At 55.1% G+C, this 6,000-nt stretch carries 4 protein-coding genes; 2 read left to right on the forward strand and 2 right to left on the reverse strand.

Features of this window, described 5'->3' with window-relative positions:
• Window positions 1-727: 727 nt before the first annotated feature.
• Together M2337_RS17230 and M2337_RS17235 are read left to right on the forward strand one after the other, a co-directional pair.
• Window positions 728-1,309, forward strand: coding sequence for a helix-turn-helix domain-containing protein (locus M2337_RS17230; RefSeq protein WP_264572373.1), 582 nt, complete (start codon window positions 728-730; stop codon window positions 1,307-1,309).
• Window positions 1,310-1,789: 480 nt separating this feature from the next.
• Window positions 1,790-2,683 (forward strand): replication initiator protein A, encoded by an 894-nt coding sequence (locus M2337_RS17235; protein ID WP_264572372.1) that lies wholly within the window; start codon window positions 1,790-1,792, stop codon window positions 2,681-2,683.
• A gap of 39 nt (window positions 2,684-2,722) precedes the next feature.
• On the opposite strand, the gene M2337_RS17240 is transcribed toward M2337_RS17235, so the two are convergent.
• Window positions 2,723-3,220, reverse strand: a complete 498-nt coding sequence (locus M2337_RS17240) for a hypothetical protein (protein WP_264572371.1) — start codon at window positions 3,218-3,220, stop codon at window positions 2,723-2,725.
• Window positions 3,221-4,163: 943 nt separating this feature from the next.
• A partial coding sequence (locus M2337_RS17245) for a calcium-binding protein (protein ID WP_319801328.1) occupies window positions 4,164-6,000 on the reverse strand: 1,837 nt, incomplete at its 5' end.

Raw genomic sequence — 6,000 nt, forward strand, 5'->3', positions numbered from 1 at the left:
CGAATCTATTTTCCGGTTTTGGTCTCTGAGACGTCACCGCGTCTGACCGTTCGATCAAATGAGACCGCCGCGTCCGTAATGAAATGAAAGGGGGCAAGTGAGGACATAAAAAAACCCGGCCAAGGGCCGGGCTTTTTGGAGGATCAACGCAAGCGTCAAACCAGGTGTTGCAGCCGGACGCTAGCCTGACTTCCCAAAACTCGCAACACAAAAGCGCAAATTGCGCCGCGATTTTTTGCGTCCTCACGGGCTCCAGATTTGGAGTGACCGAACGATGTTCCATACCCAAATTGGAATAGCAGATGTGCCTTCGGCCGCGCTGGCCGAGCTCCGTAACGCCGGAATAAGCGACGATGACATCAGCACGGCGCATGCCCTCCAGCAGCGCCAGCGAGCCGCAGGCGTTCCGGTCCTTCCGCTGGCAGTTCTATGTGGCGTGAGGGAGCCTCAGCGCCGCATGTCTGGCGCCCTGAGCGCGACAGCATCGAGATTGGCGGGATCCCCCCCCCTCTCGCGGAAGCCGCACGGCAGCACGCACATCACGCGTCGGCCGGTCTGGGGCGGCAGCGTGCGCACTGGGGACGTTGCGGAGGCAGAGTTTGTTAGGCCGGTTACCACTGAGCAGCGCAAGCAGCTCACCCATGCATGTTACCGGATGTTTGAGCACGGGAGGAAACTCGCGGCCGAAGCGCGTTCTGGTCGCGAGCTTACGGCCGAGGAGCATCGCTTGACGCTATTCACGCGGTCATGCCGCGACATGCTCATCAGAATGCTCGATGAGCTTCACTATCGCAAAGGGTGGTGCAATCCCTCTTACGAGACGTTGATGCGGTGGACAGGTCTTGGCCGCCGCGCCGTCCACTACTGCATTCAAAGGCTTCGAGATCTCGGCGTGGTGGAATGGATCAGGCGCTACATCTACACGCGGGATCAGGAGATGGGTGCTCGCTCGGAACAAACATCAAACCTTTATCGTGCGCAGCTTCCTGCCTGGATCGGTAGATTGATCGGTCTTTTTGCCCCCGTTCCCGCGGACGAGGCTCAACGCCGATCAGAGGCGCTGGAGGAACATGCTCAAATGCTAGCTGCCGTGGGAGCGGTTGAGCGTCGCAGGTTCATGCCTGCAGACCCGGCTCAACGCGCGGCGTTGATCCTCGCCGCGGAGAGGGCCGCCGAGCGGCAGCACAACGAGGCTTTGAGCCGTGAGTGCAATCCATGCACTCCTCCTCACCCGAATATTAATTCTATAAAGAAGGAAAGATGGAATGACCCTAGTCGGGTCATGCTGACCCCTAGCGGGGAAGCCTAAACCTCACCGCAAAACTCCGCATGAAACCCTAAAACCAACACTGAAGGTCAGAACCGACGGCTACGCCGCCGGAATGCTCCCCAATGGGAGCAAGCGGCACCCGCCGTTCTTAAAATGACGCCTCAGTCCGAGGTCATGATGAAAGAAAGGTTTGAATGAGAGCAGCGGAAATTCCCAATCGGCGAAAACACGAACCGCCCATCCCAGCCAAATCGAATCGGTGGTGGGCTCGTTACCAACGCTCAGCACAGGAGCAGCATTTATCGGCGAAAGCACGAATCTGCATACTTCATCCCCTCTCGTTGGGACAGTTTGGACCGGATTCTTGAGCCTAATGGTCCCAACGGCACGCAAAGATTCGTGCTTTCGCCGATTCAAAGTCAGTCACGGGTTTACACCTCGCGCCTCGACCGACACTCTGAAACTCGAAGTGCCGACCTTAATTCGTGTTTTCGGCGATTTTAAACGGGCAACTCCATCATGGCTGCAAAACAAGGAGACCTCTTCGTTTTCGATAGCCCCCTGCACGGCGATGTGCGGGGCGAGCGGTCGATCATGGCCTTCCCGTTTTTTGCCTTGACGAAAATCGCACAGATGAAGCCGATCGAGTTCCACTCGGACAATGTGTCGATCGAGGTGCGCCCGAGCACCATGGGCGTCGCAACGATCTACGATAAGGAAATCGTCCTCTACATCGCGAGTTTGATGATCGCTAAGCTTCAGGACGGCGTGCCGGTGGGTCAGGACTTTACCTTTACCGCGCACGATTTCTTTCGCGTCACTGGTACGAGCCAATCGAAGCGCTCTTATCAGCGGCTGTCCGAGGCTCTCGAGAGGTTGCAGGGTACTCAGATCCGGACCAACATCGAAACCGGCGGAGAGGGTGAGGAAGGCTATTTTTCATGGCTGCCGGAAGCCCGGCTCAGCTACACTCGCGGCCGAGCCGGTGAGCGTCGGCTTAAGGCGGTGAAAGTCCGGCTTTGCGATTGGCTCTATAGGGCAATCCGCATGGATCAGCGCATTCTCTCTTATCACCACGATTATTTTTCCTTGGGGCCCATCGAGCGCCGTCTCTACGAACTCGCCCGATCGCACTGTGGAGAGGACGACGCCTGGGAGGTTGAGATCGACGCCCTGCGGCATCAAGTCGGAAGCAATGACACGGCGCCGCGCTTCAAACACGCGCTGAAGCGGATCGCCGAGGCCGATGAACTGCCCGAGTACCGATTGACCATCAATGATATCGTCGACAGCGCTCCTACGTCGCCAGGTAGGCGAAAGGCGGTTCGGACAGTTGTGTCAATACGTGCGCGTCATGACCGCGTGCGGTCGCAGGCCGTGTTGCTCGAAACTCGTCTGTCTCCGGCTCACTAGCACTAAGTCGACGAACCACTGGAGGATCTTCGCGCGCAGTCATCGGGGGATTTCCGTGCTAAAGCTAGCTGTGTCGACGATGTCTATGAGATGCAATGGGAAGCTCCTGACGTTCTTTTCTGAGAATGAGCCAGGGCGCATCGTCTTCAACCAAGGAAGGCGCTTCATCATGTCGGTAGATATGGGATCGCGGGTTATTTGAACTGTCATTCGCCGAAGGCTAATCCCTTGCCCGAAGGGAGCAGACAGGTTTGCTGGGTCTACCCGCTCGATCGTCATGCGGTCACGGATGTCTTTGAAGCGCACAAAGATCGGATATCGGCTCGCCTCAGACATTCTGTATTGGCCACTCGCCTGCTCTGTTGTAAGTCCAACGATTGGGACTTCTGCAATTAACTTGTTGTTCTTAATTGCATTGGCTCTTTCTGTTGGGTCCTTGATGCCAATGACGAGAGGCTGATAAGCATATTCCGCTAACGTCGTCGCGGTGTTCAACAGGATGAATAGTGTTTGTCCGCCGGGCAGATCAACTGCCACGGCCTCTCCACGAAAGCTGCTACGAAGGCCGCCCGCCTCTGGACTCGGGAAAGCCGGAGCTTCCCACTGTTTCACTTCCACGACAGTGCTACCCGTTCGCATCCCGTCAGGAGTCTCGACTTCCACCGTCAGCCTATAGCGGTATGTGACGCTTATTAGAGTATCACAGCCGGGCACCGCGATGCAGACCACGATGGCACTTGCGGCCAGAACAGTTCGACGAGTCAACACTGGTCGAAAAAGCCCGGACGTGAAGCAGTGCGATTGTTACTTGCTGAGAACAAACCCCAATTCCCCAAGTATATTTATATAAATGCATTGCATTGAGTGTGGGGAAAGGCAAGGCCGGGTCTGTGACATTCTAAATACTTATGTTGGTGGTTGCGCGACCCTTCGGGCACGGCTCTATCTCCACTGCGCTCCGACCGAGCCACCGTGCCGGCGTCTCGTCCCATGCGGGTGACGATCCTCGCGTGAAGTTGCTGGGCAGGCCACTCCCCTTCGCCAGCTATGGGGGAGCGCTGCGTTCCGTGGCCTTGATGCCCGAAGATCCTCTGTGCGCACGCCGGACAATGCCGGCGATACGCTAGGGGCCGCTGCCACGGCCGTGCTGGGGGCGCTGCGCGCGTTCCGGGGCCTGTTCCTGCCCCCTTTGCTACGCCCTGGCCGTCTCCGGCGCTGCGCGCCTCCGCTTGGTCGTGCGGGCGGCATCCCCAACCTTCCCTCCCCCGGTTCTAGACCGGGGTCGGTGCAGGCCGGGTGATCCCCCTCCCCCCGCACGAGCCGATGCAAATTCCCCGACCCAGCTCGCCACTCGGCAGAAGCCGATGGCCCACCAGCCATCGACTTCGGCTCCAAATTAAAGGGTACGTTCACGATCAAGACTAGCTCTATGATTCAATGAGCCCATTCAGCCATGACGGCAGCTCGCGCGTCGTTGCGATTATAATGCTGCCATTCTGCTGACAGAGGGGAGCTTATCGACTGTAAGCCAATCGTTACTGGCTGGGGAATGGGTCAAATTCGGCTCATAGTTTGCACCCATTGCAGCGGGGACACCAAAGCTAGCCAAGGCTTGCACGAGCTTGGCATTAGCAACGTGAATGGTAACGTCATAGGAATCGTCAAGTGCGTCATAAGCCGCTGAATAGCTCGATTCTGGATCACGAGATACGGCAAATTCCTTGGCGACCAAAGAACCGGTTGGGACGGAGGACTCTTCCTGCGCGTCGTAAGAGGGCTCTTGAAAAGAAGCAGCGCTGGAACGATCAGATAATGTCTCGATATGTCGCTGCCTTCGTCCAAGTTCGGCCTCGAAGAGGCCTGGCCGCATCTCCAACGATCCCGGAATATCGCTAACTAAGATGGTCGTGTCGTCCACCTCAAAATGAATCTCTTCAACATCAATTAACGCATTTAATCCTTCCGATGTACTTAGATCTTCAACAATTATGCCACCATCATTCGAACGCGATATCGCGTAGTTGACAGAAGAACCTGAAAATACGGCTCGATCGTATCCTTGACCACCATTGATATAGTCGTTCCCGTCGCCACCAATTAGGATGTCATCTCCATCGCCTCCAGATAGATAGTCGTCTCCGTCGCCTCCCAAGAGAGTATCATTGCCGTCGTACCCTTCAACTGAATCATTACCACCCAAACCTGAGAGGATATTCGACCCATCGTTTCCTGTAATGTAGTTGTCTTGACTATTACCAGTGGCATTTAAATTAGTAGATCCTACGAGCTCAATGTCTTCTACGTTGTCAGGGAGGACGTAGGAGGCGCTTGCCGTTACAAAATCGTAGCCTTCATCGGACAGCTCGATAATAACGTCGCCGGCATTATCGACGAGATAAGTGTCATCGCCGAGGCCTCCGATGAGGGTATCTGCACCTTCACCGCCATCAAGTGTGTCGTTATCGTCTAAGCCTGAGAGGACGTCATCGCCCCCTAGGCCTATAAGGTAATCTGGCCTGCTGCTGCCGGAAATGATGTCGTTGCTTTCCGTGCCCAAGTCGGGAATGGCAGAAACCAAAATTGTGACGTCGTTTTCAGAAAAATAGAGAGCTTCTACATTTGCAATAATGTCATTTCCATCGAATATATTGTGGAAGCTAACTACGTTTAGCGAACCGGTGACATCGAAATATATTTGATAATCGTTTGATGATCCTGAGAATATAGCGGTGTCGTAGCCATCACCGCCATCCAGCACGTCGTATCCCGACCCTCCGGTCAGAAAGTCATCACCATCGCCACCCGAAATTGAGTCATCTCCATGGCCTCCAATGAGGACGTCAGAGCCATCACCGCCTCCAATTTGGTCGTTTCCGAAGCCCCCCTCAAGCAAGTCGTCACCGGCTGTTCCCGTAACGACTTGATCTAGCAGGCTATAAACAGAACCATCGTTCTCAAACTGGATACTCTCCGCGTTGATAATCGTGTCTGAAAGAAATGGAACATCTGACCCGATAGAAACGATGTATAAAGATGACCCATCCCAATAAGACAAGTAATTCCGGGCAGTGCCATAGTACAAAATTGTGTCATTACCGGCGCCACCATCTATCGTATTACGTCCAGATCCTCCAGACAAAACGTCATCGCCATCACCACCATCTAGCAAATCATCACCATAAAACGCGCTTAATTGATCATTGCCTCCGAATCCTCTCAGGATGTCGTTTCCTAAGCCGCCAAACACGACTTCGCCTGAAAGCGATCCGTTTAATTCTTGATCCGCCACCAAGTATGATCGTTCATCCTCCTCGAAG

This window comes from Sphingobium sp. B2D3A (assembly GCF_025961795.1).
In the GTDB taxonomy this organism is placed as follows: Bacteria; Pseudomonadota; Alphaproteobacteria; order Sphingomonadales; family Sphingomonadaceae; genus Sphingobium.